28 protein-coding genes are annotated in these 24,858 nt (G+C 73.0%); 7 read left to right on the forward strand and 21 right to left on the reverse strand.

The window, feature by feature from the left end; genetic code table 11:
• Positions 1-410 (reverse strand): response regulator (locus AB0O29_RS19660; protein WP_365153188.1); only part of this gene is annotated, 410 nt, incomplete at its 3' end.
• Between the two features lie 231 nt (positions 411-641).
• Between AB0O29_RS19660 and AB0O29_RS19665 the strand changes: the two genes are divergently transcribed.
• A complete protein-coding gene (locus AB0O29_RS19665) occupies positions 642-1,256 on the forward strand; it encodes a ScbR family autoregulator-binding transcription factor (RefSeq protein ID WP_365153189.1) in 615 nt (204 codons plus the stop codon).
• Positions 1,257-1,344: 88 nt separating this feature from the next.
• Here the strand turns inward: AB0O29_RS19665 and AB0O29_RS19670 are convergent, their stop codons facing one another.
• The 4 genes from AB0O29_RS19670 to AB0O29_RS19685 all read right to left on the reverse strand — a co-directional run bounded on the left by AB0O29_RS19670 (position 1,345) and on the right by AB0O29_RS19685 (position 4,760).
• Positions 1,345-2,298, reverse strand: coding sequence for an SRPBCC family protein (locus AB0O29_RS19670; RefSeq protein ID WP_365153190.1), 954 nt, complete (start codon positions 2,296-2,298; stop codon positions 1,345-1,347).
• A 74-nt stretch (positions 2,299-2,372) separates the two neighbouring features.
• Positions 2,373-2,636, reverse strand: a complete 264-nt coding sequence (locus AB0O29_RS19675; RefSeq protein ID WP_365153191.1) for a phosphopantetheine-binding protein — start codon at positions 2,634-2,636, stop codon at positions 2,373-2,375.
• Positions 2,637-2,789: 153 nt separating this feature from the next.
• Entirely contained in the window at positions 2,790-3,611 is an 822-nt protein-coding gene (locus AB0O29_RS19680; protein WP_042811903.1) for an AfsR/SARP family transcriptional regulator, read from the reverse strand.
• Positions 3,612-3,938: 327 nt separating this feature from the next.
• Entirely contained in the window at positions 3,939-4,760 is an 822-nt protein-coding gene (locus AB0O29_RS19685; RefSeq protein ID WP_365153192.1) for an AfsR/SARP family transcriptional regulator, read from the reverse strand.
• 1,163 nt (positions 4,761-5,923) lie between these two features.
• Here AB0O29_RS19685 and AB0O29_RS19690 point away from each other — a divergent pair.
• The 3 genes from AB0O29_RS19690 to AB0O29_RS19700 all read left to right on the forward strand — a co-directional run bounded on the left by AB0O29_RS19690 (position 5,924) and on the right by AB0O29_RS19700 (position 8,604).
• On the forward strand, positions 5,924-6,916 hold the full coding sequence (locus AB0O29_RS19690; RefSeq protein ID WP_365153193.1) for a ScbA/BarX family gamma-butyrolactone biosynthesis protein: 993 nt from the start codon (positions 5,924-5,926) through the stop codon (positions 6,914-6,916).
• Between the two features lie 191 nt (positions 6,917-7,107).
• Positions 7,108-7,773: a ScbR family autoregulator-binding transcription factor gene (locus AB0O29_RS19695; protein WP_365153194.1), complete on the forward strand. Its 666-nt coding sequence runs from the start codon at positions 7,108-7,110 to the stop codon at positions 7,771-7,773.
• Positions 7,774-8,070: 297 nt separating this feature from the next.
• Positions 8,071-8,604, forward strand: coding sequence for a GNAT family N-acetyltransferase (locus AB0O29_RS19700; protein ID WP_365153195.1), 534 nt, complete (start codon positions 8,071-8,073; stop codon positions 8,602-8,604).
• Here AB0O29_RS19700 and AB0O29_RS19705 read toward each other — a convergent pair.
• From AB0O29_RS19705 to AB0O29_RS19715, 3 genes are all read right to left on the reverse strand, one after another.
• Complete coding sequence (locus AB0O29_RS19705) at positions 8,601-9,581, reverse strand: AraC family transcriptional regulator (protein WP_365153196.1); 981 nt, start codon at positions 9,579-9,581, stop codon at positions 8,601-8,603. The two genes, AB0O29_RS19700 and AB0O29_RS19705, sit on opposite strands and share 4 nt — an antisense overlap.
• Before the next feature lie 39 nt (positions 9,582-9,620).
• On the reverse strand, positions 9,621-10,448 hold the full coding sequence (locus tag AB0O29_RS19710; protein ID WP_365153197.1) for an NAD(P)H-binding protein: 828 nt from the start codon (positions 10,446-10,448) through the stop codon (positions 9,621-9,623).
• Between the two features lie 72 nt (positions 10,449-10,520).
• Positions 10,521-10,730, reverse strand: coding sequence for a DUF4287 domain-containing protein (locus AB0O29_RS19715; RefSeq protein ID WP_365153226.1), 210 nt, complete (start codon positions 10,728-10,730; stop codon positions 10,521-10,523).
• Between the two features lie 203 nt (positions 10,731-10,933).
• On the opposite strand from AB0O29_RS19715, the gene AB0O29_RS19720 reads away from it, so the two are divergent.
• Positions 10,934-11,482, forward strand: a complete 549-nt coding sequence (locus AB0O29_RS19720) for a flavoprotein (protein WP_365153198.1) — start codon at positions 10,934-10,936, stop codon at positions 11,480-11,482.
• A 6-nt stretch (positions 11,483-11,488) separates the two neighbouring features.
• On the opposite strand, the gene AB0O29_RS19725 is transcribed toward AB0O29_RS19720, so the two are convergent.
• The 8 genes from AB0O29_RS19725 to AB0O29_RS19760 form a co-directional block, all read right to left on the reverse strand.
• Entirely contained in the window at positions 11,489-11,995 is a 507-nt protein-coding gene (locus tag AB0O29_RS19725; protein ID WP_365153199.1) for a DinB family protein, read from the reverse strand.
• A gap of 69 nt (positions 11,996-12,064) precedes the next feature.
• Positions 12,065-12,985 carry an NAD(P)-dependent oxidoreductase gene (locus AB0O29_RS19730; protein WP_365153200.1) on the reverse strand — a complete coding sequence of 307 codons (921 nt, stop codon included), beginning with the start codon at positions 12,983-12,985 and terminating at the stop codon, positions 12,065-12,067.
• Positions 12,986-13,077: 92 nt separating this feature from the next.
• Positions 13,078-13,899 (reverse strand): AfsR/SARP family transcriptional regulator, encoded by an 822-nt coding sequence (locus AB0O29_RS19735; protein ID WP_365153201.1) that lies wholly within the window; start codon positions 13,897-13,899, stop codon positions 13,078-13,080.
• A gap of 83 nt (positions 13,900-13,982) precedes the next feature.
• Entirely contained in the window at positions 13,983-14,711 is a 729-nt protein-coding gene (locus AB0O29_RS19740; RefSeq protein ID WP_365153202.1) for a ScbR family autoregulator-binding transcription factor, read from the reverse strand.
• Between the two features lie 89 nt (positions 14,712-14,800).
• Positions 14,801-15,652, reverse strand: a complete 852-nt coding sequence (locus tag AB0O29_RS19745) for an AfsR/SARP family transcriptional regulator (RefSeq protein WP_365153203.1) — start codon at positions 15,650-15,652, stop codon at positions 14,801-14,803.
• A 238-nt stretch (positions 15,653-15,890) separates the two neighbouring features.
• Positions 15,891-16,526: a ScbR family autoregulator-binding transcription factor gene (locus tag AB0O29_RS19750; protein ID WP_365153204.1), complete on the reverse strand. Its 636-nt coding sequence runs from the start codon at positions 16,524-16,526 to the stop codon at positions 15,891-15,893.
• A gap of 606 nt (positions 16,527-17,132) precedes the next feature.
• The gene (locus AB0O29_RS19755; protein ID WP_365153205.1) at positions 17,133-17,759 is read right to left on the reverse strand and encodes a TetR/AcrR family transcriptional regulator; all 627 of its coding nucleotides are present in this window, start codon (positions 17,757-17,759) and stop codon (positions 17,133-17,135) included.
• Positions 17,760-17,979: 220 nt separating this feature from the next.
• Positions 17,980-18,459 (reverse strand): hypothetical protein, encoded by a 480-nt coding sequence (locus AB0O29_RS19760; RefSeq protein ID WP_365153206.1) that lies wholly within the window; start codon positions 18,457-18,459, stop codon positions 17,980-17,982.
• Between the two features lie 239 nt (positions 18,460-18,698).
• Here AB0O29_RS19760 and AB0O29_RS19765 point away from each other — a divergent pair, with 239 nt between their 5' ends.
• Complete coding sequence (locus tag AB0O29_RS19765) at positions 18,699-19,031, forward strand: STAS domain-containing protein (protein ID WP_365153207.1); 333 nt, start codon at positions 18,699-18,701, stop codon at positions 19,029-19,031.
• On the opposite strand, the gene AB0O29_RS19770 is transcribed toward AB0O29_RS19765, so the two are convergent.
• From AB0O29_RS19770 to AB0O29_RS19780, 3 genes are all read right to left on the reverse strand, one after another.
• Positions 18,927-19,940 (reverse strand): sigma-70 family RNA polymerase sigma factor, encoded by a 1,014-nt coding sequence (locus AB0O29_RS19770; RefSeq protein ID WP_365153208.1) that lies wholly within the window; start codon positions 19,938-19,940, stop codon positions 18,927-18,929. The two genes, AB0O29_RS19765 and AB0O29_RS19770, sit on opposite strands and share 105 nt — an antisense overlap.
• A 109-nt stretch (positions 19,941-20,049) precedes the next feature.
• The gene (locus AB0O29_RS19775; protein WP_365153227.1) at positions 20,050-20,694 is read right to left on the reverse strand and encodes a L,D-transpeptidase; all 645 of its coding nucleotides are present in this window, start codon (positions 20,692-20,694) and stop codon (positions 20,050-20,052) included.
• Positions 20,695-20,861: 167 nt separating this feature from the next.
• Complete coding sequence (locus tag AB0O29_RS19780) at positions 20,862-22,139, reverse strand: MFS transporter (RefSeq protein ID WP_365153209.1); 1,278 nt, start codon at positions 22,137-22,139, stop codon at positions 20,862-20,864.
• Positions 22,140-22,237: 98 nt separating this feature from the next.
• Between AB0O29_RS19780 and AB0O29_RS19785 the strand changes: the two genes are divergently transcribed.
• A complete protein-coding gene (locus AB0O29_RS19785) occupies positions 22,238-23,176 on the forward strand; it encodes a LysR family transcriptional regulator (RefSeq protein ID WP_365153210.1) in 939 nt (312 codons plus the stop codon).
• Here the strand turns inward: AB0O29_RS19785 and AB0O29_RS19790 are convergent.
• Both AB0O29_RS19790 and AB0O29_RS19795 read right to left on the reverse strand, forming a co-directional pair.
• Complete coding sequence (locus AB0O29_RS19790) at positions 23,173-24,210, reverse strand: helix-turn-helix transcriptional regulator (RefSeq protein WP_365153211.1); 1,038 nt, start codon at positions 24,208-24,210, stop codon at positions 23,173-23,175. The two genes, AB0O29_RS19785 and AB0O29_RS19790, sit on opposite strands and share 4 nt — an antisense overlap.
• 228 nt (positions 24,211-24,438) lie before the next feature.
• On the reverse strand, positions 24,439-24,804 hold the full coding sequence (locus AB0O29_RS19795; protein ID WP_365153212.1) for a cupin domain-containing protein: 366 nt from the start codon (positions 24,802-24,804) through the stop codon (positions 24,439-24,441).
• Positions 24,805-24,858: the final 54 nt, after the last annotated feature.

A 24,858-nucleotide genomic window follows, 5' to 3' on the forward strand; every position in this document is an offset into this window, starting at 1 on the left:
AGGTAGTCGTCCGCGCCGGCCTGGAGGCCCAGGACGCGGTCCAGCTCACTGCCCCGGGCCGTGACCGCGATGACGGGGATCTCGTGGGCCGCGCGGATGCCCCGGCAGACCTCCAGCCCGTCCAGGTCGGGGAGCTCCAGGTCCAGGAGGACCAGGTCCGCGTCGGCGTAGCCGCGCAGCGCCTCGCTCCCGGTGCCGACGATCTCCACCTCGTGCCCGTGGCGGCGCAGTCCGCGGGCCAGGGTCTCGGCCTCGACGGTGCTGCTCTCCACGATGAGGATCCGCCACAGGGCCGACTGGGCCGGCGCGTGCGGTGGCACCCTCAGCCCCTCGGCCGGCAGGAACGCACCGTTCGCCGTCCCCGCGGCGGTGGTGTGAGGTTCCAGTACAGCGAAGGTCCGCTGGTTCATCCGCCCCCCTCCCTCAAGCTCAGTTGAGCCAACGTCAACGAAGATACAAACCGCTTCGTCGGTTTGTCAAAGCCTGCAAAACGCGGCAAGGTTCGCGATAAGTAGATCAAATCAGGCCACAGCGGGGCACGAATCGCCGTTGATCAGGCCATCAGGCGCGCCCTGCGCGCTCTTCCAATACCAACGGGGCGGTTTAATAATAGAAGGAAACTGATACAGGAGCTATGCGTGATGAAACAAGAACGCGCCGTCCGAACCCGTCAAGCACTGCTCGAGTCAGCGGCCACGGTGTTCGGGCGGCGCGGGTACGCAGAGGCGACGCTGAGCATGATCAGCGTGGGTGCCGGAGTGAGCCCGGGCGCGCTCCACTTCCACTTCGAGAACAAGGCGGCCGTCGCGGAGGCCGTGGAGACCGCCGGGGCCCGGACCCTGCGCGCCACCACCCGCGAGGTGTACACGCGGCGGACATCGGCCCTCCAGGCCCTGGCCGACAGCTCCCAGGAGCTCGCCGGACTGCTCCTGTCCGACGTCGTGGCCCGGGCCGCCTTCCAGCTCAACCGGGAGCCGGCCTACCCGTCGTCCTTCGCCCTGCCCGGCGAATGGCACGACTACGTACACCGGCTGCTCCTCGAAGCGGCGGAGGAGGGCGCCCTGCTGCCCGGGCTCAACCACCGCAACGTGGCGACCACCGTGGTGGCGGCCACCCTCGGCTTCGAGGCCCTCGGCCGTGACGACCCCCAGTGGCTCGCCCCGCGCACGCTGGCCGGGTTCTGGCGGGTCGTCATGCCCTGTCTGGCCGCACCCGCCACCCTGCGGCGGCTGGACACGGCGGGACGGGGGAGCTGACGCGCCCGTGGCCCGCCGCCGCCCCCTCGGCGGCGACGGGCCACGGACCCGCACGACGGCACCCGGGCACAGGCCGGGCCTTGCGCGCTCACACCGACCGCAGGGTCCTGACCGGCTCCCCCGCGTACTCCTGCGCCGCGTCCAGCACGGCCCGGCTCTCCCTTCCCAGCAGCTCGCGCACGTACCGGCGCGCCCGCGCGGGATCCGCGTCCGCCGCCCGCCCCGCCTTCGCCCCGGCCAGCAGCACGTCGTGCCGGCACACCACGGTCACCCCCGCCGGGTCCGGCTCCACGCACCACTCCCCCGCGTGCGCGGCGAGCAGCGGGTGCGGCCGGAGCCGCTTGAAGACGATCCGCCCGGCCGCCGGGAAGCACACCCGCACCTCGTCCGTCGGGTACGGGGAGCCGTCCGCGTCCCGGTTGGCCAGCCGGGCGCGCTGCACCCCGGGCCGCAGCTCCGCCACCTCGGCCCCCGCGACGTGCGCCACCCGGCCGGGCCAGGAACCCGCCTCGTACAGGAAGGCCTGGACGGACTCGGCCGGCCCCTGGATCCGGACGGACTCCTCGAAGGACACCAGGCGCCCGTCGAGCCCCCGCCACCGCTCGGCGACGGCCCGCAGCCCGTCGGCCGCCGCCCGCCCCCGCGCCGCGGCGGCGTCCAGGACCCGCTGCGCGCCGGGGACCTCCGCGACGGTGAGGTCCTGCTCCAGGAGCAGCCTCGACCAGCCGGGGGCCAGCTGCTCCACGCGCCAGCTGCCGCTCGAAGCCGTCACCGGCCCCTGCGGCCGCTCCTCGCGGAAGTCGACGCGCCGCCGCCCGGCGTCCAGGGTCCGCCGCCACAGCGAGGCCCCCGGCTCCCCGTCGGCCCCCGCCCAGTGCAGGTACCGCTCGGTGAGCCCGTCGAAGTCCAGCCGCTCCGTGTGGACGGTGTCCGGCAGGAACAGGGGCCACGGCGTGGTGTCGGCCACCAGGGTGTACAGGGTTCCCGCCGGCGCGGCGGCGTCCACCGCGTACGACAGCCGGTGCACTCGCTCCACTGACATCGGACACCTCTCTCAGCGCTTGGCACAGATCCTGTCTCGATCCGCCGGAGTCCGAGTGGACCGCCGCTGGTGCCTCAGACCGCGGCCCGGCTGCCCAGTACGCGGTTGACCAGTTCGAGGAAGCGCCGGGGGGTGTCACCCAGTTCGAGGAGCTCCCCGTCCAGGAGGACGTCGAACTTCCGCTCGATGGAGCCGGTGGTCTGCAGGACCGAGAGCGAGTCGTAGCCGAGCTCGTCCCAGTACAGGTCCTGGACCTCCTCGGTCAGCTCGACGCACTCCTCCTCGCCTCCCCAGATCCGCAGGATGCGGGTCAGGTCGGTGAGTTCCAGCCGGTGCATGGTGTTCCTCTCTCCTGGTCCGCCGGCGTGGCGACGCGTACCGGGTCGCCAGGAGCCTCGCCGACGGCCCTGGAGGGCCGCTCACGCCGGGCCCCAGCCGCACTGGAGCCCCGCCACCACACCGCCCGGCCGCCCGGCCGCCCCCTGATATACCTATGCGGCGTACAGATCGAAGGTGGAGCTGCGCCGCGGTCCCGCGACCACGTCCAGCGCGGGGTCCACCCGCAGCATCGCCTGGTGCAGACGCTGCAGCTGCTGCGAGGGCTCCACCCCCAGTTCGCCGATCAGCCGGGCGCGCAGCCGGCGGTAGACGTCCAGGGCGGTCGCCTGCCGGCCCGAGCGGTAGAGGGCCACCATGGCCTGCGAGTGCAGGCCCTCGTGCTGCGGGTTGCGGGCCATCAGCTCGGTGAGCTCCGCGAGGAGTTCGGTGTGCCGGCCCAGCCGGAGGTCGACGTCGATGCGCCGCTCGGTGGTCACGAGGCGGCTCTCGGCGAGCCGGAGCACCTCGATCTCCAGGATCGGCCCGACGCGGACGTCGACCAGGGCGGGGCCCTGCCACAGGTCGAGCGCCTTGCGCAGCAGGTCGGCGGCGCGCTCGTCGTCGCCCTCGTCGAAGGCGTTCTGTCCCGCGGCCGCGAGGGCCTCGTAGGTGTGGACGTCCACGGACTCCTGCGGGATCTGGAGCAGGTAGCCCCCGTGCCGCGTCGCGAGCACGTCCTTGGCGGTGCCGGGCGCGCCCGGCCCCATCGCCGTGCCGAGCCTGCGGCGCAGCTGGAGGATGTACGTCTGCAGGGTGGTGAGCGCGCTCTCGGGCAGCTTGGTGCCCCAGATCTCCTCCATGAGGGTCGGTACGGGCATCACCCGGCCCGGGTAGAGCGCGAGAAGCGCCAGGATCTGACGCGGCTTGCCCGCTGTAGGAACGATCGATGCCCCGTTGACCTCGGCACTCAACGGACCCAGAACCTGAATCTCCACGGTCTCCCCGTCTCCCCTCCACATTTCGTCGAGATACTCTCGGTTATCAGTATTCGACCCGATGACGGTAAGGCAGCCCAGGGCAACATCACCGGGCACTCAAGCCGACGTCGAGCGGACCTCCGAAACGGGCGAACAGCCGGCGGATTCCTAGCACAAGATTCCGACAGGACGCCAAAACCCGTGCTCAGCCCATGGATCAGGCCCGTCGTGTCTGTTCCGATTCCCGGCTGTGCAAATTAATTCTCAGGTTTCCCGGCAGTTTCTGTAAAAGACCTGACAAAGATCTCTCATATCAACGGCCGTCGTGCGGGCCCTTCCGCGGGGTCAGCCGACCCGGGCGAGACGCTTGCGCGCGGTCTCCGGGGATTCCGCCGGGCTCTCGGGGCTGCTCATGAGGATCGAGCGCTGGAGGCTGCGCAGGGCGGCCGACGGCTCGATGCCGAGTTCGCGCACCAGGGTGGAGCGCAGCCGCTGGTAGACGCTGAGCGCCTCGCCGCGCCGGCCGGAGCGGTGCAGCGCGAGCATGAACTGCCCGTGCAGGTTCTCGTGGATGCGGTAGCGGCTGGCCAGCACGGTCAGCTCCGCGAGCAGCTCGCGGTGCCGGCCGAGGCGCAGGTCGGCCTCGATGCGCTGGTCGAGCGCGCACAGCCGGGTCTCCTCCAGCCGCCGGGTCTCCATGTCCAGCTGCACCCCGCCGTCGACGTCGGCGAAGGCCTGCCCCTGCCACAGGGCGAGCGCCTCGCGCAGCAGCCGGGCGGCGTTCGGGAAGTCCCCGGCGTCCATGGCCCGGTAGCCCATTCCGGCCAGCCGGTCGAATTCACGGACGTCACTGGTCCCGCCGGCGCTGTTCAGCATGTACCCGCCGGGCAGCGTGACCAGCACGTCCTTGGCGGTGCGCGTCCCGTCGGTGCCCTCGAGCGCGTTGCCGATGAGCCCGCGCAGCTGGAGCACGTACGTCTGGAGCGTGGTCCGGGCGCTGCGCGGCGGCTCGGTCCCCCACAGCTCCTCGATCAGCGCGGCCACCGGCACCACCTGGTCCGCGTGGAGCGCGAGCAGCGCCAGGACCTGGCGGGGCTTGGCGGCGGTGGGAGTGATCGAGACCCCGTTCTCCCGCACGGTCAGAGCGCCCAGTACATCGATGTCCACGCCGTACTCCCCTGCTTCGTCCTTGGATGAACCCTCGAAGTTCGCTGGAACGAGGAAAAAACAGCTACGCCGGTTTGTCAATACCAAACCGGCTGTACCGTTTTTTGCTCCTAGCGGCTGGTCAGGCCGCGCGCAAACACCATCTGACCTGCGTGTTCAATGGTCTGGCCACAGCCGGAAGCCTGCCGGAGCCGCCTCCAGAGCCAGAAGAACTCCTCCAGATCACCCCTCAGAGCGATGGGAAACGGCCGAGAACAGACCGATTAGTTGGCTGATTCTCGCCCATCGAGGGCGCCGCACCCCACCAGACGACACGCTTCAACCCCATCCAAGTCCAGGCAGTACGGAATTACGGTCGCTCCACAAACCGCTTTCCCGGTTTGCTGAACTGCACCTTCGGTAGGCGGACGCCAGGGCGGGAGCGGAGCCCCGCTGGAGCACCGCTCGAAGCGGAGGGCAGGACACCGCCTCCCGGAGGAGGCTCCCCGCGCCATCAGGACCCCGGGGTGGCGGCCGCCGGACCCCTCTTCGCGCGCCGGCGGCCCACTCCTCCGAAGCGGCCCGCGGGGTGCCCACTGGCCGATTTCCCGATGTCCACATGCCGGACATCCCCGCGCGGGGGCGCGCCCGCTCCCCGGCCGCTTCACGTTGGCGAACCATCCGGGCACCGCCCGCCCTCCACCGGAGACCCGTCCGGCCACCCCCACCCCGCTCCGGCCCCCGACCCCGCCCTCACCGCCATCGATCGAACTGAACTGCACAAACCATCACATGTCGGCGGTGTCCGGTAGCCCGGAGCCGTCGCCGGGACCCGTCCGCAGCACTCCGCAGCGCAGGGGGGACCCGGCCGGATCCCCCCTGCGCAAAGGAAAGCCGTCACCGCGCAACCACCCCCCCCCCCCGTCGCCCGGCCACCCCGCCCCCGCCTTCCGGCTAAAGGATTGCTCTTGACGCGCTTGAGATCATTCTCTGCGTGTGGCGAAGATTCACCGCCGGTCGAACGGCGGAGACCTGGGCAAATATCCGCCGACCAGTTGGCCGGAATCTGCTCTTCCATATATTTCCCGGACCTGCTCCCAGCTACCTCTGGAGAAAAAACCGGTTGGTATATATTTTTCTGAGCAGTCACACCTGTTACTGGTCAGCGCTGTCTAGGGGGAACAATGAGCGCGAGCACGTTTCACGTTGGGCGCACAGCGGTCTACGACCGGGCGGAGTCGGTCGCGGCTCCGGAAGAGCGGCACGATTACTTCCCGTCCCTCACCACCGTTCCGAAGGAACTGGTGCACCGCACGTCCACGGCTCAAGTCCTGCTCACCGACTGGCAGCGGCTGGATGACGCCCGCTTCTCCGTCAGCGCCCAGTGGCCCCTCTCGCACCCGTTCTTCACCCCGGTCGGCGACGGCCACTACGACCCGCTCATCTGCGCCGAAACGATCCGCCAGATCGCGTACCTCCTGGGGCACGCGGAGTTCGCCGTCCCGTTCGGCCACCAGTTCGTCCTGTGGGACCTCAGCGTCAACGTCGTGAGACCGGAGCGCATGCGGGTCGGCCTGGCGCCGGCCACCGTCGAGCTCGAGATCACGTGCGTCGAGATCAAGCGCCGCGCGGGCCGGCTCTCCGGGCTCGGCTACGAGGCGGTCGTACGCCGTGACGGTCAGATCGTCGCGACGGGGCGGGCCTCCGTCACCTGCACCAGCCCGGCCGTATACCAGCGGATCCGGCCCGAGCACGTCCTGACGCCCGAGCACCGCCCGCTGCCGCTGACCGCCCCCGCGGCTCCGCAGAGCGTCGCCCGGCTGTCCCCGACCGACGTGGTCCTCTCCCCCCTGGGCCGGGAGGACCGCTGGCAGCTCCGCGTCGACACCAACCACCCCGTCCTCTTCGACCACTGGGTCGACCACGTACCGGGCATGGTCCTCATGGAGGCCGCCCGGCAGGCCGCCGCTTCCACCCTGGGCCGCCCCTCCTTCATCCCGCTCGGCATAGCCGGCGAGTTCAAGCGGTACGTCGAACTGGACGCACCCTGCGTCATCGAGTCCGAGCGCCTGTACCAGGACGTTCCCGGCGCGGAGGAAGTCGTCCGCGTGACCGGCCACCAGAACGGTGAGCTCACCTTCGTCGGCGTCGTCACCGCACCCTCTTACGGCTGCTGACCCGTACTCCCCAGGCCTTTCCCTTCATCGGCCGCACCACGGTCCCGATCCCGACCACCCTCGGTCATTTTTCGCGCCGCGGTGCCGTCGCTCATTGGCGTTGGCATCACCCGCTGTAAGATACGAACGGGACGGACGGTTTGCAGCAGGGCTTCCGACGCTCCGAGCATCTGCGAGGGAAGGAGCCAAACGTGGCTGAACAGGTCCGAGCCATCCGCACGCGCCAGGCGATCCTGAGCGCGGCGGCCAGGGTGTTCGACGAGCGGGGCTACCAGGCGGCCACCATCTCGGAGATCCTCGCCGTCGCCGGGGTGACCAAGGGCGCCCTGTACTTCCACTTCCAGTCCAAGGAAGACCTGGCCCAGGGCGTCCTCACCGCACAGAACGAGGATCTTCTGCTCCCGGAGCGCCCCGCGAAACTCCAGGAGGTGGTGGACGCCGTCATGCTGCACACCCACCGCCTGCGGACCAATCCCATGGTCCGCGCGGGCGTCCGGCTGAGCCTCGACGTGAACGCCGGGGGGCTCGACCGCAGCGCCCCGTTCCGCAACTGGGTCGACAAGTTCACCGACCTCCTGGAGAAGGCCCAGGCCCAGGGTGAGCTGCTGCCCCACGTGGTACCGGCCGAGACCGCCGACATCATCACCGGCGCCTACGGCGGCGTCCAGTCCATGTCGCAGGCCATGACCGACCACCGGGATCTCGGACAGCGGGTCAACGCGCTGCTGCGCCACCTCATGCCGAGCATCGCGCAGCCCTCGGTGCTGGCCTCCCTGCACCTCGGCGAGAGCCGTGCGGAAGAGGTCTACAACGAAGCCCGGCAGCTGGCCCGGGAGCAGGCGGACGACGAGGACTGACCGGCCCCGGTACCCGGCCGCTCACCACTCTCCGCAGGACGGCTCCGCTTTCCCCCACGCACCGCCGGCCGGAAGGCTCCCGCGCGGTGCGCTCCGCGCTGCCCCCGCGCCCCTCGACGGCGACCGGGTTCCGGCTCGCCGGGAGAGGCCGGAACGGTGCTCCGCGCGGCCGCGGGGGTTCCACCCCGCCGACCGTCGCGCTTTGTTCCTGCAACACATGCCCCCCTGCTGTCCACTCCAAGAAATATACCGCACGTCCCGTTCTTTTCAAGAGCTTCCACGAACTAGGCTGCGGGCATGAACGACTCCTCCCCGCGCCTGGTACCCGTCACCCCGGACAACTTCGACGCGGTGTGCGCCGTGCGGGTCCACCCCGCTCAGGAGCACCTCGTCTCCCCCGTGATGAAGTCCCTCGCCGAGGCCTACGTCCACGGGGAGAGCGCCTGGCCCCGCGCCGTCGTCGACGGGGACGAGGTGGTCGGGTTCGTCATGGCCTTCATGGACTTCGTCTGGGACCCGGCGAAGGACCCCGACCACCGCCGCTCGGGCCTGTGGCGGCTGAACATCGACGCCGGACGGCAGGGCAGGGGCTACGGCCGCTTCGCCGTGGAGGCCGTCGCGGAGGAGATCCGCCGCCGCGGCGGAACGCGGGTGTACGTCACCTGGAAGCCCGCCGAGGACAGCCCCGAGCCCTTCTACCTGGGCCTCGGCTTCCGCCGCACCGGCGAACTCAGCGGCGACGAACCCGTCGGCGTCCGCGACCTCACCCCCGACGCCCCCGACGCCCCCGACGCCCCCGACGCCCCCGCCACCCCCGCCACCCCCGCCTAGCCGAGCACCACCGTCCCCGGCACCCCCGGCACCTCCGTCCCGGCCCCCTCCCGGTACTGCTGCGGGCTCACCCCGCGGACCCGCTTGAAGGCCGTCGACAGCGCGAACGCGCTCCCGTACCCCACCCGGCGGGCCACCGTCGCCACCGTGGCGTCCGGCTCGCGCAGCAGGTCGGCGGCCAGGGCGAGCCGCCAGCCCGTCAGGTGGGCGACGGGCGGCTCCCCGACGAGCTCGGTGAAGCGCCGGGCCAGCGCGGCACGCGACACCCCCGCCCGCCGGGCCAGCTCCGCCACGGTCCACCCGTACGCCGGGTCCTCGTGCAGCAGCCGCAGCGCCACCCCGACGACCGGATCGCCCTGCGCCCGGTACCAGCCCGGGGCCCCCGCCCCGGGGGCGGCGAGCCAGGCCCGCAGCACTCCGATCAGCAGCAGGTCGAGCAGCCGGTCCAGGACCAGCTCCTGCCCGGGCTCGTCCCGCGCGACCTCCGTGGCCAGCAGCGTGATCAGGGTGATGTCGGCGGCCCCCGCCGGCCGGACCAGCACGGCGGGCAGCGCGCCCAGCAGCCTCCGTCCGATCTCGCCCGGCGCCTGGTACGTCCCGCTCAGCATCACCGCCGAGCCGGCGCCCGGCCCCGGCCGGCCCCAGGTCCGCACCCCGAGCGCCAGCCGCTCGCCGAGGTCCTCGCCCTCCCGCGTACTGCACCGCTGGTCGGGTCCGACGGTGATCTCCACCGGGGTGTCCCGGGAGTCCGCGAGGGTGTACGCCCCGGGCCCCCGTACGACGGCCACGTCACCCGGGCCGATCAGCGCCGGCTCCCCGTCGTCGGGCAGCAGCCAGGCCGGCCCCCGCACCATGGTGATCACCGACAGCGGTGCCCGGTCCTCGATCCGCACGGCCCAGGGCGGGTCGAAGACGGACTTCAGCAGGACGGCGCCCCGGGCCTTGGGCCCGTCGAGCAGACCGGTCAACGTGTCCATGCCCCCATCCTCACCCGGCCGCCCTCCGCCCGTCCCCCCTCAGACGTCCCAGACACCGGTCGCCGCCACCTCGCGCGCGTAGTCCGCGAAGTCCCGGGGCGGGCGCCCCAGTACCTCCTCCACCCCGTGGACCAGGTGCGCGTTGCGGCCGTCCAGGATCAGGGTGAACAGTTCGGCGAACTCCTCCGGAAGTCCCAGTTCGCGCAGCGCCACCCGGAACTCCGCGTCGGAGACGGGCACGTACGTGATGTCGCGCCCGGTCGCCTTCGACAGCTCGGCCGCCACCTCCCCGAAGCCCAGCAGCCTCGGCCCGGACAGCTCGTACGTCCGGCCGACGTGCCGGTCGTCGGTGAGCGCGGCCACCACCACGTCGGCGATGTCATCGGCGTCCACGAAGGGTTCGACCGCGTCCGCCACCGGCAGGGCGATCACCCCGGACCGTACGGGGTCCAGGAAGAAGCTCTCGTCGAAGTTCTGGTTGAACCAACTGGCGCGCACGACGGTCCAGTCGGCGCCGGAGTCCTTCAGCCGGTCCTCGGCCGCGGCGGCCGCTTCCTCACCGCGCCCCGACAGCAGCACCAGCCGGCGCGCCCCGGCGGCCACGGCCGCCTCCGCGAAGGCGCCGACCTGCTCGGCGGCCCCGGGGAAGGCGAGGTCGGGGTGGTAGGTGACGTACACCCGGTCCACGTCCCGCAGGGCCGGGCCCCAGGTGGCCGGCTCGTGCCAGTCGAAGGCGGGCTCACCGGTCCGCGAGCCGATCCGCACCGGCCGGCCCTGGAGCAGCAGCCGCTCCGCCACCCGCCGCCCGGTCTTGCCGTTGCCGCCGATGACCAGGGTCTTCTTCGTCTCGTTCGTGTTCGTCGTCATGGGACAAGTCAATCGCCGGACGGCGGGACACGACATGGCCCAGACGCTCGCCCGCATACGCGTGCGTCTACGTCACCCCTGCTTCTCGGCGAGGGTGTGCGCGACCAGGGCGTTGGCGTGTCCGTGCCCGAGCCCGTGCTCGCTCTTGAGCCAGGAGACCAGCTCCATGTGCCTGGTCAGGGGAGAGGTCCGGATCAGCTCCGTCCACTCCGCGACCGGGCGGCCGTACTTCTTCTCGATCGAGGGGAAGTAGCTGGCGGGGCCCTTCACCGGTGCGCTCATGTCGTCCATCTCGTCATGCTCCTCGTGGCTGTTCCCTGGGGACGGCTCCCGTCCCCACAGGGGTAGACCGGCGCCCGCCCGGAAACTCATCGCGGATCCGGAAGAATTTCCTTCCTCCCGTCTCCGCCCGGAACCACCCGGCATTCCGGATCTGTCGGACCCTCAGGACGCTCCGGTCCCGGGCATGTGATCCCATGATCCACATGACGAGGACTCTCTACCTGTTCTGCTCCGCCGCCCCGCCCGTCTTCGACGTGGCCCACGTGATCGAGGACGCCCAGTCGCGCGGCTGGAACGTCTGCGTGGGCCTGACCCCGGCGGCGGCGCGATGGGTGTCCGAGAGCCTCGACGGGCTCGCGGCCCTGACCGGCAACCCGGTGCGCTGGCAGTACAAGCTCCCCGGGCAGCCCGACGCGTGGCCGCCCGCGGACGCCGTGCTGTTCGCCCCGGCCACCTTCAACACCGTCAACGCCTGGGCGCTGGGCCTCACCGACCGGTTCACCGTCGGCGTCGCCGCCGAGGCCCTCGGCAAGGGCGTCCCGGTGGTCGCCATGCCCTGCACCAACGCGGCGCTCGCCGCGCACCCCCAGTTCGAGCAGTCCCTCGCCGTGCTGCGCGGTGCGGGCGCCGAGCTGCTCTACGGCGAGGGCGGGTTCGTCCCCGGCCCGGCCGGCCCCGACGCCCCGCCGCACTTCCCGTGGCAGACGGCCCTGGACGCGGTGGACCGGGCCGCCGCCGAGCGGGCCTCCTGACCGCGCCTACTCCCCCGTGACCCCGTCGATCGCCTCGCGCAGCAGGTCGGCGTGCCCGTTGTGCCGGGCGTACTCCTCGATCATGTGGGCCAGGATGTAGTGCAGCGAGTACGGCTGGTCGCCGAAGTGCCCCCGCACGTCCAGGGATTCGGCGGCCGCCACGATCTTCCGCGACCGCTCGCAGGTCTCCTCCCAGATCCGGAACGACTCGGCGGGGTCCGCGTCCTCGACGTGGAACTCCGTCCACTCGCCGGCCTCGTTCTTCGGGAAGTACCCGCGCACGTCCTCGTCGGCCAGGACGTTGCGGAACCAGCCGCGCTCCACCTCCGCGAGGTGGCGCACGAGCCCCAGCAGGCTCAGCCCGGACGGCGGGACGGCCTTGCGCCGCAGCTGCTCGTCGGTCAGACCCGCGCACTTCATCCGCAGGGTGTCCCGCTGCCACTGCAGGACGCTGGTCAGGGTGGCCCGTTCGTCGCCCACCAGCTCGGGCGGGGTGCGCAGCTCATCACTCATCAGCCGATGATCACACCACCCCCCACATCCCCCTCGCCCCTTTCCACATCCTGGACACCCCGCCCCGCCTCAGACCGCCGCCCGCCGCCGCGCCCCCGCCAGCGCCCGCACGCCCTCCAGGCTGCTCCCGTACCCGGGCCGCCACCCCAGCTCCCGCCGGGCCTTGGCGTTCGACAGCCGCAGGTCGGTGCCCATGATGGCGTGCGCGAGCGGCGCCGGCCGCAGCACCCACAGCGGCACCGCCATCGGCGCCGGCGCCCCGAAGGCCTCCGCCACCGCCCGCATGTGCCCGCCCCAGCCGACCGGGGCGTCGTCGGCGACGTTGTACGCCTCGCCCGCGCGCCCGGCGTCCACCGCCAGGGCCACCGCCCGCGCCGCGTCCGCCACGTCGACCCAGCTCAGCTCCCGCCCCCGGTCGGCGACCACGGGCAGCCTGCGCCCCCGCAGCAGCGGCACCAGGTGGCCGTCGGTGACGCCCTCCCCGTAGAAGAGCCCGAACCGCAGGCTCACGCCCTCGATGCCGTCGGCGGTGAACGCCAGCTCCTCCTTGGTCCGCATCGCGCCGACGTGCCGCTCCAGCCAGACGTCCGTGCCGCGCGGCCCGAAGCCGTCGTCCTCACCGATCAGCGCCCCGCCGTGGTCCCCGTACCCGTAGCCGAACATCATCGACTCGACGACGAACCGCCGCGCCCCCGTCTCCCGGGCGGCCGCCAGCAGGTTCGCCGTGCCCTCGGTGCGCAGCCGGTTGGTGCCCGCCATGTCCTGGTGGCGTGCCATGGTCTTGCCCGAGAGCGCGGTCGCCGCGTGCACGACGACGTCGAAGCCCCGCCCGTCGACGGCCCGCAGCAGCCCCTCCCGGTCGAGCAGGTCGGCCCGTACGTCCATCTCAGCGCCCCGGCCGAGCCCCTCGACCTCGTGGCCCGCGGCGCGCAGCGCCGACTCCGTCCGCCGTCCCAGCACCCCGCTCGCGCCCGCCAGCAGTACCCTCATGGCCGTCCTCCTCCGAAGTGGTCTCACCCGGAGGACAGACGGGCCCGGCCGGACGTGACACCTTCCCGGAGCCGATCCGAGGAACTTCCCCGCTACGCCGCGTAGAGGTCGAAGGTGGATCCCCGCTTGGGGCCCGCCACCACGTCCAGCGCCGGGTCCACCTTGAGCATCGCCTGGTGCAGCCGCTGGAGCTGCGGGGACGGTTCGACGCCCAGTTCCCCGATCAGCCGTCCGCGCATCCGCCGGTACACGTCCAGCGCGCCGGCCTGCCGTCCGGACCGGTACAGCGCCACCATCAGCTGCGAGTGCAGCCCCTCGTGCCGGGGGTGGCGGGCGGCCAGTTCGGTGAGCTCGGCGAGGAGTTCGGTGTGGCGTCCGAGCCGCAGGTCGGCGTCGATCCGCCGTTCGACGGTGCCGAGCCGGCTCTCCTCCAGCCGCATGACCTCGATCTCCAGGACCGGCCCCACCCGTACGTCGACCAGCGCGGGCCCCTGCCACAGCGCGAGCGCCTCGCGCAGCAGGGCGGCCGCGCCCTCGTCGTCACCGCCGTCGAAGGCGGTCTGTCCCCGGGCGACGAGCCCTTCGTACACGTGGGCGTCGACGGCCTCGGCCGGCACCTGGAGCAGGTACCCGCCGTGCCGGGTGGTGAGGACCTCCTTCGCGGCCCCGGGCCGTCCGGCGCCCATGGCCGTGCCGAGCCGCCGGCGCAGCTGGAGGATGTACGTCTGCAGGGTGGTCAGCGCGCTGTTGGGCGGCTCGTGCCCCCAGATCTCCTCCATGAGGAGGGGCACCGGCATCACCCGCCCGGGGTGCAGCGCGAGGAGGGCCAGGATCTGCCGCGGCTTGGACGCCGTCGGCACGATCGAGTCCCCGTCCACCTCGGCAGTCAGCGGACCCAGAACCTGAATTCTCACGGTCTCCCCCTCCGTACGTCGCTTCGCCCCGCTGTCCGCGCCCGGTCGGGCGCCTGCTCTCCCGCACGCCCGGGGGCGGTTTCCTAGACCCCGCTCCCGAGGAACCGGCGGCCGCGTTCCCCGTCCGCCGGCAGCCGCGTGTCGCGGGCCCGCGTCCGGTACTCCCGCGCCCGTTCGGCGCCCACGAGGCTCGGCAGCAGCAGCCCCCACAGGGCGGCCACCTTCCGCTGGAGCTCCGCGTAGGACAGCCCGGTCCCGGCCAGTACCTCGATGCCGCAGACCGCGGCGGCCACCAGCGCCTCGGCGCTCTCCCACCGGTCGGAGGCCGAACCCCCGTCACCGGCGGCGTCCCCGCCGTCGAGCCCGTCGAGCGACGGGTCCAGCGGCAGCTCGCCCGCGTCCCGCGCCATCCGCAGCAGTTCGCACACCGCCTCCAGCCACGCCCCGTGGAAGTCCACGGCGGGCGGCTGCTGTCCGGCGCACTCCTTGGTGATGCGGAAGCTCGCCGGGATCGCGGGATCCTCGTGCAGCGTCCGCGCCAGCCAGTGCGTGGTGTCGATCAGCGCCTGCAGGGGCGAGGCCCCGCTCTCCCGCAGCCCCCGGACCGCCTCGTGCAACAGGCCGCACCCGCGCTGTTGGACGGCGTCCGCGAGCTCGTCCTTCGAGGCGAAGTGAAAGTACAGCGCCCCCTTCGTCACCCCGGCCGCACCCGCGATCTCACCGAGCGTCGCGTTGGCGTATCCGTTGCGGTGGAACAACTCGGCCCCGGCGAAGACCAACCTCCTGCGGGTCCGCTCCGACCTTTCCTGCACCGCTCCGTCTCCTTCCGCCCCCGCTGCCGTTCCCTCCGGCCGTTCCCCGGCCGGCGCCGCCCGCTTCCGGCCGGCACCAGCCGCGCGGGTCAGGCCCGTACGAGCCGGTCGGCCCTCACTCCCGCTCCGGCGGCCGCCGCGGCCGCGGGCGCCTGCTTGCCGCCGACGCCGGCCTCCGGGCCGGCCATCAGGATCGACCGCTGCAGGCGGCGCAGGGTGGTCGACGGCTCCAGCCCCAGGTCCCGGACGAGCGTGGCGCGCAGCCGCTGGTACACGTCCAGCGCCTCGCCCCGGCGGCCCGAGCGGTGCAGGGCGAGCATGAACTGCCCGTGCAGGTTCTCGTGGGTGCGGTACCGGCTCACCAGTACCGTCAGTTCCGCCAGCAGCTCGCGGTGGCGGCCGAGCTTCAGGTCGGCCTCGATGCGCTGGTCGAGCGCGCACAGCCGGGTCTCCTCCAGGCGGCGCGTCTCCATGTCCAGCTGTACGCCGCCCTGTACGTCGGCGAAGGCGGGCCCGGACCACAGGGCGAGCGCCTCGCGCAGCCGCTGGGCGGCGACCGGGTGGTCACCGGCGTCGATCGCCCGGTAGCCCATGCCGGCCAGCCGGTCGAACTCGCGCACGTCGCTGGTGCCGCCGCCGCTGTTCAGCATGTAGCCGCCGGGCAGCGTGACGAGCACGTCCTTCGCGGTGCGCTCCCCGTCGTTGCCCTCCAGGGCGGTGGCGATCAGCGCGCGCAGCTGGAGGACGTACGTCTGCAGCGTGGTGCGGGCACTGCGCGGGGGCATCGTCCCCCACAGCTCCTCTATCAGCGCCGAGACCGGGACGACCTGGTCGGCGTGGAGGGCCAGGAGTGCCAGGACCTGCCGGGGCTTGGGGGCGGTGGGCGTGATGGAGATTCCGTTCTCCCGCACGGCGAGTGCGCCCAGTACATCGATGTCCACGTCGTACTCCCCTGTCCTTTGGATGAGTCGCAAGAGTCAGTAGAAAACAGGCCGGACGGTTTGTCAATACAAAACCGGGCAGCCAGTCTTGACTCTGGCGAGATCTCTAAGCCGCTCAGCAAACCCACTTGACCTGGGCTTTTACCGGTTACGCAGCCACCCATGGCAACGCAGGGCCTCTCAGCCGCCTCGCAGCAGTAGCCATATAACACCCTCAGGGGCTCAAAAATCAAACCAGTCAGTCTGTTTCATTGTCCTCGGATGCCTCCGCGAGGACCGCAGCCACCGCCTCGTCGCGAGCGATCCCCGGCAGGACCACGGTCCAGATCCGGGTCAGGAGCTGCCGTGCGCTGCGTCCGGGCTCGACACCCGCGAGCCCCTCCAGCCCGACCGTCACCGCCACCACCAGCCGAGTCGCCTCCAGCGGGGACACCCCCTCGGCCAGCTGCCCCGCCCGCTCGGCGGCGACCAGCAACTCCGCGGCCCACAGCCGCCACTGCCGGCGCAGGTCCATCCGGCTGCTGTGCCCGGTGTCCGCGCACAGCGCGAACGCGGCCCTCACGACGATGTCCTCGGCCAGCAGCGCCAGCATCGTGTACGTGGACCCGACCAGCACCCGCAACGGCCCGTCGGCGTTGCCGCGTCGGTCCTGGGCCGCGGCCGCCTCCCGCAGCGTCCGCGCGGCCCGCTCCTCCACGGCCAGGGCGAGGGAGGTCTTCCCGTCGAAGTGGAAGTGCAGGGCGCCGGAGGTCACTCCGGCCCGCCGGCTGATCACGGCGATCGACGCGGCGGTGAACCCCTCCTCGGCGAACACCTCCGCGGCGGCGCGCACCAGCGATTCCCTCGTGCGTGCCGCACGTTCCTGCTTGACCATGGGGGGCTCTCCACACCGCATCCGCCGCATCAGCGGTCCGCCGCGCGGAATGGGATACGTGGCGTGGCGTCCTGCGCCACAGTCGGGTCCCCCGCCGGAGCCGGACCGGACTCCCACCGGAGCACCACCCCCCGTTAACGCCGCCAACACCCGCCCTTGCCCCGAACTCCCCCAGACCGGCCCAACCCCACCCCCCAACCCATTAACGCCGTTAACACTCCCCCACCCCGGGGACCCCCGCCCCCAACCATTAACGCCGTTAACGCCCGCCCCCGGCCCCACCCCACACGACACCACCGCGCAAGCACCGGCTGCCACTCCGTCTACGCAGCACCGTTAACGGCGTTAACGCCGTTAACGCCACCCACCGCCCCGACGCCGTCGACACCCCACCACCGTCAACACCGTCACCCCTCCCACGCCCGGCCACCACCCGCCCCCAACCGCCGACGCCCCACCACCCCAGGGCCCCCAACCGTTAACGCCGTTAACGCCCCTCACCCCGCCGCCGCTCCCCGCACAAACACCGCCCCCACACCCCACCCCACACACAAAAGGCGGTGGCATCCACCGCCACCGCCACCGCCACCACCCCAACACCCAACCTCAGCCCCCGACCCGCCGCTCCACCAGCAGCCCGACCCCGTCGAGGATCCGCTCCAGCCCGAACTCCAGCCCCTGGTCCTGCCCCCCGTGCCGCGCGATGGACCCCAACGCCACCGCCAGCGCCGGATACTCCTCCCCCCGCTCGGCCACCACCGCCGCGAGTACGGCCCCCAGCTCGGCGTCCACACCTGCCGTACCGTCCGCCCCCCGCTCCTGTCCGGCGATCCCCCGCACGTGCCCGGTCAGCAGCACCACCACGTCCATGGCCTCCGCCCCGCTCAGCCCGCGCCCCTCCAGCGCGGCCAGCGCCCGCTCCAGCCACCCGACCTCCCGCGGCCCCAACGCCCGCGCCCCCATGGTCGCGTCCAGCAGCCACGGATGCTCCCGGTACCCGGCCAGCAGCTCCCGCGTCCACACCCCGAGCCGCTCACGCCAGCCACCCCCGGCCGCCGCCAGCGCGGAGTCCAGCCCGGCGCCCGGGTCGGGCAGGGCCGCCTCCACCATCAGCGCGACGAGCTCGGCCTTGCCCGGCACGTACCGGTAGAGGGCCATCTTGGTGACCCCCAGCTCCCCGGCCACCCCCTGCATCGACACCCCGGCGAGCCCCGCCGCATCGGCGATCCCCACCCCCGCCCCCGCGATCTGCCCCAGGGTCAACCCCCGGCGCGGCCCCCGCGCCGGCGTCACGGGCGGCCCCCACAACAACCGCACCACCGCACCCCACGCCCCGTCCGCCACCGCCCGCTCCCCTCACCCGAACACCAAAACGGCGTCCACCGTACACAACACGTTCCGACGTCCAACGGCTCAGGCCCCACCGACCACAAACCCACAGCACGACCCACGCTCACACCCGGGCCAGGAACTCCCGGTACCAGGGGGCGGCCTCGTCCAGGCAGGTCAGCGGGCCGGGCCCGGGCGGGCAGTCTGCGGCGTCCCAGACCGGGGCGCTGTCATACCAGTGGTCCTGCGCGACGAGCTTGAACTGGCTGGGCCCCACCCGGCAGCCCGAGGCCGCCATCCGCTCCAGGCATTCGGCCTCGCTGAGGTGCCCGTCCACGGGCGCGAGCACCCCCCGTTCGGTGAGTGCCCCCACCAGGTCGGCGGCCCTGACCGGCACGGGATGGCTGGCGTGCCAGACGCTCCCTCCGGCCGGACCCGCTCCGAGCGCGAGGCGGGCGATGAGCCGGGCGAGGTCCCTGACCGCCACCACCGACAGCAGGGCCCGTCCGCCCTCCCACAGCGCTCCGGTCGCGCCCAGGAGCTGGTCCAGGGCCGGGACGAGCCAACGGTCCCCGGCCCCGATCACCAGACCGGGCCGCAGCACCACCGCCCCCGCGGCCAGCGCCGGCCCCTCCCCGGGGGGGGGGGGGGGGGGCGGCGGGGGGGGGGGGGGGGGCCGGCGGCTCAAAACCCCCCCCGGGGGGGGGCCCCCCCCGGGGGGGGGGGGGGGCGGGGGGGGGGGGGGGGGGGGGGCCCCCCCCCCGGGGAACGGGCGAAGGGCGGGTAGGGGACACCGCAGGCCCCCCACCGATGAGTTCCGCGGCCGCGGACGGTCATCCACCCGTGCAGACCACAACCCTGGCCCTGGAGGGCCCCCGGCCGGACGTCCCCGCGCTCTGCGCCCGCGTCGGCGAGGCCTGCCGCGCCGGCCCCCGCGAGATCGTCTGCGACGCGAGGGCGGCCGGCCCGCCCACCCTCGCCACCGTCGACGCCCTGGCCCGCATGGCCCTCACCGCCCGCCGCCACCGCGCCCCCTTCAGGGTCAGCGGCGCGACCCCCGCCCTGCGGGCCCTACTCCACCTCGTGGGCCTCGTCGAGCTCCTCGGGCAGCCCGAACAGCGGGAACCACCGGGCGGTGTCCAGGAAGGCGTTCAGGCCGACGATCCGGCCCCCTGAGACCTCCAGCACCTGCAGCGCCCACGGCACGTGCCCCGGCCGCCCGTCCTCGCGCGGACGGTACTGCCCGAAGGCCGGCAGCCCGTTCGCCGTGGTCGGTATGAGGCGCGAGCCCTTGCACCCGATGCCCTGGTTCAGATGCCAGGCCGCGATGTCCCGCGGCCCCCGCAGCCACAGGTCGAACGGCGGCATCGAGAGCACCGCGTCCTCGTGCAGCAGGGCGGTCAGCCGGGTGATGTCGTAGGCCTCGAAGGCGGACAGGTACTGCTCCAGCAGCCTCGTCTGCTCCGCGTCCAGCGGGTCCGCCGGATCGCTCGGCCGCAGGGCCTGCCCCGACAGGGTCGCCCGGGCCCGCTGGAGCGCGCTGTTCACCGAGGCCACCGTGGTCTCCAGGAGCCCGGCGACCTCGTCCGCCTTCCAGGCCAGCACCTCCCGCAGGATCAGCACCGCCCGCTGCTTCGCCGGCAGGTGCTGGAGCGCCGCCACGAACGCCAGCCGGACGGACTCCTTCGCCAGCGCCATCTCCGCCGGATCGGCGGTCTGCGGCAGCACCCGCCCGTCCGGCACCGGCTCCAGCCAGGTCACCTCCGGCCGCTCGTTGAGCACGGCGGACGCCTGGTGCTGCGGGGCGGTGAGGTCCATCGGCCGGGCCCGCTTCTTCCCGGCGTTCAGCAGGTCCAGGCAGACGTTCGTGGCGATCCGGTACAGCCACGACCGCAGCGAGGAGCGGCCCTCGAACCTCGCGTACGACCGCCAGGCGCGCACGTACGTGTCCTGCACCGCGTCCTCGGCGTCGAAGGCCGAGCCGAGCATCCGGTAGCAGTACCCGGTCAGCTCGACCCGGTAGCGCTCCATCGCCGCGTCGAGCTCCGGGTCGAGCTCCGAAGAGGTGGTCGCGAGGTCGCTCATGGCTGCCGTCCCCCAGGGTGTCGTCCGTCACCTCGGAAACTACCGGAGGGGTCTGACAACGGCAGCCGGAGCGCCGCGCGGCCTGTCAGGTCAGGTGCGGCCTGTCAGGTCAGGTGCCGGGCTTGCGCCCGTACACGAACACGTCCTCGCCGTTGGACAGCATGTTCCAGTACGCCTTCGCGTCGGCCGTCGTCATGTTGACGCAGCCGCCCGAGCCCGGCGGGTTCCACATGCTCTTGGTCACCGAGTGGAAGGCGATGCCCCCGTCGAAGAACTGCGCGTACGGCATCGCCACGTTGTAGATCGTCGACCAGTGGTTGATGTTGCGGTAGTAGATCTTCTTCAGCCCGGTCCGCGTCGGGGTCTCCGCCTTGCCGGTGCGCACCGCCACCGGCCCGTACTTCAGCGTCGCCCCGTCCTGGATCCAGCTCAGCTGCCGGGTCAGGTCGACGCAGGCGATCCGCCCCAGGTTGGTGGGGCACTGCCCCGCCGCGTTCGGGTTCTTCCCGGCCGCCCGCTGCGCCAGCATGATGCTCATCGTCTGCCAGGTCAGCGGCCCCGCGTACCCCATCGTCGGGGTGATCCCGTGGGTGGCCTGGAAGGACTGGATGGCCGTGCAGTCGGCCGCCGACTGCACCCCGTCCACCGGCCGCCCCAGGAACTGCTCCACCTGCCGCTGGTACGGCCCCGTCGTCACGTTGCACGAGGCGGCGGCCTCGGCGGCCTGCGCCGCCCCGCCCCCCACGACCACCATCGGCGCCGCCAGCGCCAGCGCCCCGCCGAACACCATCGCGGCCCGCCGCCGCGCACGCACGCGTATCCCCGCCATCGGTCCTCCCCTGCGGCACCCGCACCGTGGGGGCGCCGATGCCTCCCACGCTAGAGCGACTCGCGCACGCCGCACAGGGGTCGGACGGGACTTCAGCGCGCCGCCGCCGCCGCGCCCGGCAGCCGCCGCTCCACGCGGGCCGCGTGCGAGCCGTACAGGGTGATCGAGACGACGCCCAGCACCGCCAGCAGCGCGATCCCGACCGTCGCCGCCCACCCCGAGGCGTGGTAGGCCAGCGCGCCCAGGGTGCCGCCCGCGCTGGAGCCCAGGTAGTACGCGGACTGGTACAGCGCGGAGGCCTGCGCCCGGCCCGCCTTCGCCGTCCGGCTCACCGCCGCCGAGGCCACCGCGTGCCCCGCGAAGAACCCCGCCGTGATCAGCACCAGGCCCGGCAGGATCAGCCACAGCGAGTCGGCGAGCGACAGCAGCAGCCCCAGTGCCGTCGTGGTCACCGCCAGGTACAGCGCGCCGCGCCGCCCCGTCCGCGCCACCAGCTGCCCGGCCGCCGCCGAGGAGGCCGTACCCACCAGGTAGACCAGGAAGATCGAGCCGACCACGCCCTGGCCCAGCGAGAAGGGCGCCTCCACCAGCCGGTAGCCGATGACCGTGTACACGGCCCCGAAGACCGTCATGAACAGCGCGCCGATCCCGTACAGCCGCAGCAGCAGCGGATCCCGCAGGTGCCCGGCGACCGTACGGCCCACCGCGCGCGGGTTCAGCGAGGCCGGGCGGAAGAACCGCGCCCGGGGCAGCAGCACCAGGAAGGCCACCGCGCAGGCCAGCGCCATCACGCCGACGGCCAGCAGCCCGCCCCGCCAGCCCCACAGCTGGGCGCCCCAGCCGGTGACGATGCGGCCGCTCATGCCGCCGATCGAATTGCCGGCCACGAACAGGCCGATCGCCCCGACCAGCGCCTTGGGCCGGACCTCCTCCGCCAGGTACGCCATCGCGGAGGCGGGGATCCCGGCGATCGCCGCACCCTGCACGGCGCGCAGCGCCACCAGCCACTCCAGGTTCGGCGCGAACGGCACCAGCAGGCCGATGCCGACGGCCACCACCATCGAGCAGGTCATCATCCGGGTCCGCCCGAACCGCTCGGACAGCGCGCTGAGCGGCAGCACGAACAGGGCGAGCGCCCCGGTCGCCGCGGACACCGTCCAGCTCGCCTGACCGGCCGTCACGCCGAAACCGGCGGAGACCGCGGGCAGCAGGGCCTGGGTGGAGTAGAGGAGGGCGAAGGTCGCCAGCCCGGCGGCGAAGAGCGCGAGGCTCATCCGGCGGTAGCCGGGGAGGCCGGGGGAGAGGGGCTCGGGGGACGACGGGGTGGAGGCACCCGGGATGACGGGTGCCCCGGTATGAGCGGGAGGCATACGTCGAAAGTAGGCCCCTGTTTTTCATGCGTCCAATGCACAAACGGGCGATAATCAATCCACCCGCGCATCACCCCAGCCCAGGGCCTCGGATATCAATGAACCGTTACGAAGAAGACATGGCCGTGACACAAGGCCTGGCCCCCCGCCTCGCCCAGTTCGTCGCCGTCGCCCGGCACGAGCACGTCACCCGCGCCGCCCAGGAGCTGGGCGTACCCCAGTCCACCCTGTCCCGGGCGATGGTCCGCCTCGAACAGGACCTGGGCGTCTCGCTGTTCGCCCGCAAGGGCCGCACCGTCGCCCTCACCACCGCCGGCCGCACCTTCCTCGCCTCCGCCGAGGAGGCCCTCGCGGGCATCGCCCGCGCCGCCGGCTCCGTACAGCAGGACGCCGACCCCGGCTTCGGGAAGGTCGCCTTCGGCTTCCTGCACACCCTGGGCCCCGAGACCGTCCCCGGCCTGATCCGCGCCTTCCGCGCCGACCACCCCCGCGTCCGCTTCGCCCTCGTCCAGAACTACGGCGAGGCCATGCTGGAGAAGCTCCGCGCCGGCGAACTCGACCTGTGCCTCACCTCGCCCGTCCCCGACGCCCCCGACCTGGTGGCCCGCCGCCTCGACGAGCAGCGGCTGCGCCTGGTGGTCCCGGACGACCACCGCCTCGCGGTCCGCAAGCGCATCCGCCTGGCCGAGGCCGCCGAGGAAACGTTCGTCACCCTGGAGGCCGGCTACGGCCTGCGCCGCATCACCGACGACCTGTGCGCGGAGGCCGGCTTCACCCCGAAGGTGGCCTTCGAGGGCGAGGAGGCCGAAACCCTGCGCGGCCTGGTCGCGGCGGGCCTGGGCGTCGCCCTGCTCCCCCCGCCCCCGGTCCCGCGCCCGGGCGTGGTCGAACTGACCGTGACGGCCCCGCGCGCGGTCCGCGAGATCGGCGTGGCCTGGCTGGACGGCCACCCGGACACCCCGCCGGTGGCCGCCTTCAAACGCTTCCTCCTCTCCCGCCGGGGCCGCCTCATCCCCGAACTGGAACCCCCGGCCTAACCCTGCCCGCGCCCCTCCTCCTCCCCCTCCCGGCACCCGGCCGCCGCCGACAGCAAGTACCCGGCCTGGAAGCGGGACTTGGCGCCCACCGCGCGCATGATTTCCGCGATGTGCCGCTGGCAGGTGCGCTCCGACATGCCCAGGCGGCGGGCGATGACCTTGTCCTCCAGGCCCTCCGACAGGAGCCGGACGATGGTCTGGCGGAGTTCGTCCGAGAGGGACTTCGCGGCCTCCGGGCTCACCGTCGTCGGGAAGGGGCTGGCGCCCAGCCAGGAGCGTTCGAAGGCGGCCGTCATGAAGTGGACGACGCTCGGCTCGCGGACCAGCAGGGCCGCGCCCTGGCGGTCCGGGACGGACATCAGGCCGGTGCGGGCGTCGAAGATCAGCATCCGCATCAGGCCGTCGCCCAGGGTCCGCACCTGCGCCCCCAGGGCCGTCACCCGCTCCACGTACGCCGCGGTCGGACGGGAGTAGCGGGCCGTGTGCTGGTAGATGGTCCGCATCCGGACCCCGCGCGCCAGCAGGGACTCGTCCCGGCCGACCGCCTCCTCCAGGGTCTCCTGGGGGCGGCCGCCGCCCGGCTGGGAGGTCAGCAGCTCCTGCTCGCACCCCGCCACCAGCTCGGTGATCAGGCCCCGCACCGCCCCCAGGTCGGTCACCAGCTCCAGGCCGCCCGCCCCGCCGTCGTCCCGGTGCGCGCTGCCCGCCTCGTACGCCGGGACCAGCGCCTCCAGCCGCCCCCGCAGCCGGTCCATCTCGTCATGGGTCTCCCGTACGAGCAGCGCGAGCGGGGCCAGCGCCCGGGCCGCCGCCGCGCGCGGCGCGACCGCGCTCCAGCGCTCCGGGCCGTCGCCCGGGGCCCGCTGGAGCAGATGGGCGGCGGCCAGCTCCGTGACGGCCGCGCCCGCCCGGGCGCCCAGCGCGGCGGTGGCCTCGGCGGGGGTGAAGGCGTGGCGCTCCACCGCGAAGGCGTACAGGCGCCGCGCGGCAGGGCTCAGGTCGGATCCATCGGCTCCGTCGGCATCGACTGGCATATGCCTATTCGTCCCTGCCTGTGACCCTTTATAAACCCCTCGGGTTCCCGCAAGGCGACAAGTCGACGCCCCTATCCGGACGTCCCCCATATGCCGAACCGGCACAGTGGGGAGCACGGCGTGCCGGGGGCGGTCGCGCCGCATCCATCGGTGCCGTCCGACCGTGAGGGGGCGGAGCGGCAGGCACCGACGGACGCCGCGCGCCCGCCCCCGCCCCGCGAGACCGCCCTACCGCGGCTTCGCGTAGCTGCCGTACCCCGTCCAGTCCAGCGCCACGGCCCGCTCGTCGCCGACCACCCACGCGTCGTGCCCGGGCGCGATCATCATGAAGTCGCCGGGGCCGTACTCCTCCTCCTGCCCGTCGTCCATGACGACGTGGATCCGCCCGCTCAGCATGTAACCGGTGTGCGCCGACTCGCAGCTGTCGGTCCCGGCCAACGGCTTGATGTGCTCCGACCAGCGCCAGCCCGGCTCGAAGACCGCCCGTCCGACGGCCCCGTTCTCGGTCTCGATCACGTCCAGCCGGCCCTTGCCGTCCTCGAACGGCCGGGTCTCGTCGGCGCTGTCGAAGTTCCTCCGCACCATCGTGGCCATGGCCCATCGCCTCCCGGAGCGAAAACCGCCCAGAGTCCCCGAGTCCACTCCTCA

This window comes from Streptomyces sp. NPDC089915 (genome assembly GCF_040684675.1).
Lineage (GTDB): Bacteria > Actinomycetota > Actinomycetes > Streptomycetales > Streptomycetaceae > Streptomyces.

Excerpts from the sequence above, each read along its gene's own strand:
- AB0O29_RS19670 (WP_365153190.1), bottom strand. The coding sequence starts at position 2,298 with ATGTCAGTGGAGCGAGTGCACCGGCTGTCGTACGCGGTGGACGCCGCC.
- AB0O29_RS19730 (WP_365153200.1), bottom strand. The coding sequence starts at position 12,985 with ATGAGGGTACTGCTGGCGGGCGCGAGCGGGGTGCTGGGACGGCGGACG.
- AB0O29_RS19770 (WP_365153208.1), bottom strand. The coding sequence starts at position 19,940 with ATGAGCGACCTCGCGACCACCTCTTCGGAGCTCGACCCGGAGCTCGAC.
- AB0O29_RS19785 (WP_365153210.1), top strand. The coding sequence starts at position 22,238 with ATGAACCGTTACGAAGAAGACATGGCCGTGACACAAGGCCTGGCCCCC.
- AB0O29_RS19690 (WP_365153193.1), top strand. The coding sequence starts at position 5,924 with ATGAGCGCGAGCACGTTTCACGTTGGGCGCACAGCGGTCTACGACCGG.
- AB0O29_RS19710 (WP_365153197.1), bottom strand. The coding sequence starts at position 10,448 with ATGACGACGAACACGAACGAGACGAAGAAGACCCTGGTCATCGGCGGC.
- AB0O29_RS19750 (WP_365153204.1), bottom strand. The coding sequence starts at position 16,526 with ATGGTCAAGCAGGAACGTGCGGCACGCACGAGGGAATCGCTGGTGCGC.
- AB0O29_RS19705 (WP_365153196.1), bottom strand. The coding sequence starts at position 9,581 with ATGGACACGTTGACCGGTCTGCTCGACGGGCCCAAGGCCCGGGGCGCC.
- AB0O29_RS19725 (WP_365153199.1), bottom strand. The coding sequence starts at position 11,995 with ATGAGTGATGAGCTGCGCACCCCGCCCGAGCTGGTGGGCGACGAACGG.
- AB0O29_RS19795 (WP_365153212.1), bottom strand. The coding sequence starts at position 24,804 with ATGGCCACGATGGTGCGGAGGAACTTCGACAGCGCCGACGAGACCCGG.
- AB0O29_RS19780 (WP_365153209.1), bottom strand. The coding sequence starts at position 22,139 with ATGCCTCCCGCTCATACCGGGGCACCCGTCATCCCGGGTGCCTCCACC.
- AB0O29_RS19665 (WP_365153189.1), top strand. The coding sequence starts at position 642 with ATGAAACAAGAACGCGCCGTCCGAACCCGTCAAGCACTGCTCGAGTCA.
- AB0O29_RS19700 (WP_365153195.1), top strand. The coding sequence starts at position 8,071 with ATGAACGACTCCTCCCCGCGCCTGGTACCCGTCACCCCGGACAACTTC.
- AB0O29_RS19720 (WP_365153198.1), top strand. The coding sequence starts at position 10,934 with ATGACGAGGACTCTCTACCTGTTCTGCTCCGCCGCCCCGCCCGTCTTC.
- AB0O29_RS19790 (WP_365153211.1), bottom strand. The coding sequence starts at position 24,210 with ATGCCAGTCGATGCCGACGGAGCCGATGGATCCGACCTGAGCCCTGCC.
- AB0O29_RS19675 (WP_365153191.1), bottom strand. The coding sequence starts at position 2,636 with ATGCACCGGCTGGAACTCACCGACCTGACCCGCATCCTGCGGATCTGG.
- AB0O29_RS19715 (WP_365153226.1), bottom strand. The coding sequence starts at position 10,730 with ATGAGCGCACCGGTGAAGGGCCCCGCCAGCTACTTCCCCTCGATCGAG.
- AB0O29_RS19775 (WP_365153227.1), bottom strand. The coding sequence starts at position 20,694 with ATGGTGGTCGTGGGGGGCGGGGCGGCGCAGGCCGCCGAGGCCGCCGCC.